The organism is Streptomyces sp. SID5464 (assembly GCF_009862985.1).
GTDB classification, from domain to species: domain Bacteria; phylum Actinomycetota; class Actinomycetes; order Streptomycetales; family Streptomycetaceae; genus Streptomyces; species Streptomyces chartreusis_D.
The window spans coordinates 194,957-197,600 of the sequence record NZ_WWIQ01000071.1 but is presented as its reverse complement, the minus strand read 5'-3'; the positions used below and the strand labels follow the sequence as shown (position 1 = coordinate 197,600).

At 70.8% G+C, this 2,644-nt stretch carries 3 protein-coding genes; all 3 read right to left on the bottom strand.

What is annotated here, in order from left to right; all coding sequences use genetic code 11:
* Positions 1-875: glucose-6-phosphate dehydrogenase (locus tag GTY47_RS33580; protein ID WP_010043069.1), on the bottom strand; the 875-nt coding region annotated here is incomplete at its 3' end.
* Positions 872-2,017, bottom strand: a complete 1,146-nt coding sequence (tal, locus tag GTY47_RS33575; protein WP_010043066.1) for a transaldolase — start codon at positions 2,015-2,017, stop codon at positions 872-874. The genes tal and GTY47_RS33580, both read right to left, overlap by 4 nt.
* Before the next feature lie 20 nt (positions 2,018-2,037).
* On the bottom strand, positions 2,038-2,644 hold a 607-nt coding region (locus tag GTY47_RS33570), incomplete at its 5' end, for a transketolase C-terminal domain-containing protein (protein WP_010043064.1).

Sequence of the window (2,644 nt, the reverse complement as noted above, 5' to 3'; positions counted from 1 at the left end):
CCGATGCCGATGTCCTCGGCCATGGTGATCTGCACGTGGTCGACGTACGACCGGTTCCAGATCGGTTCGAACATCTGGTTGGCGAAGCGCAGCGCCAGGATGTTCTGGACGGTCTCCTTGCCCAGGTAGTGGTCGATACGGAAGACCTGCTCCGGGTCGAACACGTCGTGCACGATCGCGTTCAGCTCGCAGGCGCTGTCCAGGTCGTGCCCGAACGGCTTTTCGATGACCGCGCGGCGCCAGGACCCCTCCTGGGCGTCGGCCAGCTTGTGCTTCTTCAGCTGCTGGACGACCTTCGGGAAGAACTTCGGCGGCACCGAGAGGTAGAAGGCGTAGTTGCCGCTGGTGCCCCGGGAGGCGTCCAGCTCCTCGACGGCGGAGCGCAGCTGCTTGAACGCCGTGTCGTCGTCGAAGTCCCCCGGGATGAACCGCATGCCCTCGGCGAGCTGCTGCCAGACCTCCTCGCGGAACGGGGTCCGCGCGTGCTCACGGACCGCGTCGTGCACCACCTGCGCGAAGTCCTGGTCCTCCCAGTCCCGGCGGGCGAAACCCACCAGCGAGAAGCCCGGCGGCAGCAGGCCGCGGTTGGCCAGGTCGTACACGGCCGGCATCAGCTTCTTGCGGGACAGGTCGCCGGTCACACCGAAGATGACGAGCCCGGACGGGCCCGCGATCCTGGGCAGACGGCGGTCGCGCGGGTCGCGCAGGGGATTGGCGAAGTCGGGGTCGGCGTGCTCCGGGCGCGGGGCCGCCTGTTCCTGGCCGCTCACCCCGGTCTGCTCCACCCCGGCCGCCTCCTGGGCTGCCCGGGCCTCCTTGTCCTCCTTGGTTCCGATGGTCTCCTGCTCGGCCGTCTGGGGGATGCCCTCAGTCATTCCGCGTCAACTCCCTTGCTGTTCAAGGACTTGGTGACCGCGTCCAGCAGGTCCTGCCAGGCCACCTCGAACTTGGCGACGCCCTCGTCCTCCAGTTGCCGCACCACCTCGTCGTAGGAAATGCCGAGCCGCTCGACGGCCGCCAGGCCGGCCCGCGCCTGGGCGTAAGAGCCGCTGACGGTGTCGCCCTGGACGTCACCGTGGTCGGCGACGGCGTTCAGCGTGGCCTCCGGCATGGTGTTGACCGTGCCGGGGGCGACCAGCTCGTCCACGTACAGGGTGTCCTTGTAAGCGGGGTCCTTCACACCGGTGGAGGCCCAAAGGGGGCGCTGCGGGTTCGCACGGGCACCGCCCAGGGCATGCCAGCGCGGCCCGGCGAAGACCTGTTCGTACGCCTCGTAGGCGAGCCGGGCGTTGGCCAGGGCCGCCCTGCCCTTCAGGGCGAGGGCCTCGTCCGTGCCCAGCAGCGTCAGCCGCTTGTCGATCTCGGAGTCGACCCGGGAGACGAAGAAGGACGCGACCGAGTGGATGGCCGACAGGTCGAGACCGGCCGCCTGCGCCTTCTCCAGGCCGGCGAGGTAGGCGTCCATCACCTCGCGGTAGCGCTCCAGGGAGAAGATCAGCGTCACGTTCACGCTGATGCCCGCGCCGATCACCTCGGTGATCGCCGGCAGACCGGCCTTCGTCGCCGGGATCTTGATCATCACGTTGGGGCGGTCCACCAGCCAGGCCAGCTGCCGGGCCTCGGCGACGGTCGCCACCGTGTCGTGGGCCAGCCGTGGGTCGACCTCGATGGACACCCGCCCGTCCCGGCCGCCGGTCGCGTCGTACACGGGCCGCAGGACGTCGGCGGCGGCCCGGACATCGGCCGTCGTCATCATCCGGACGGCCTCGTCGACGGTGACGCCCCGCACCGCCAGGTCGGCGAGCTGCTCCTCGTAGCCCTCGCCGGAGCCGATGGCGGCCTGGAAGATGGACGGGTTGGTGGTGACGCCGACGACGTTCCTCGTCTTGACGAGCCCGGCCAGGTTGCCGGACTCGATCCGCCGGCGGGACAGGTCGTCCAGCCAGATCGACACGCCCTCGTCGGACAGGCGCTTGAGTGCTCCCGCGCTCGCGGTCGCTTCGGTCACAGTGATCATCTTCTTTCGGGGCGGTCGGATCAACCGCGCACAGCGGCGAGGGATTCCCGGGCTGCGGCGACGACGTTCTCGGGGGTGAAGCCGTACTCGGCGAACAGGGTCTTCGCGTCGGCGGAGGCGCCGAAGTGCTCCAGGGAGACGATGCGTCCCGCGTCCCCGACGAACCGGTGCCAGGTCAGGCCGATACCGGCCTCGACCGCGACCCGGGCCTTCACGGACGGCGGCAGGACGCTGTCCCGGTAGGCGCGGGGCTGCTCCTCGAACCACTCCACGGACGGCATGGACACGACCCGCGTGGGCACGCCCGCCGCCTGGAGTTGCTCCCGGGCCTCGACGGCGAGGTGCACCTCGGAACCGGTGGCGATCAGGATCACCTGCGGCTCGCCGCCTTCCGCCTCGGCGCGCACGTAACCGCCGCGTGCCACGTCCGGATGCGGCTCGTACGTGGGCACGCCCTGGCGGGTGAGCGCGAGGCCGTGCGGGGCCGGGCCGGTGGTGTGCCGCCTGAGGATCTCGGCCCAGGCGAGCGCGGTCTCGTTGGCGTCGGCCGGGCGTACGACGTTCAGGCCCGGGATCGCCCGCAGCGCGGCCAGGTGCTCGACCGGCTGGTGGGTCGGACCGTCCTCG

Excerpts from the sequence above, each read along its gene's own strand:
- tal (WP_010043066.1), bottom strand. The coding sequence starts at position 2,017 with ATGATCACTGTGACCGAAGCGACCGCGAGCGCGGGAGCACTCAAGCGC.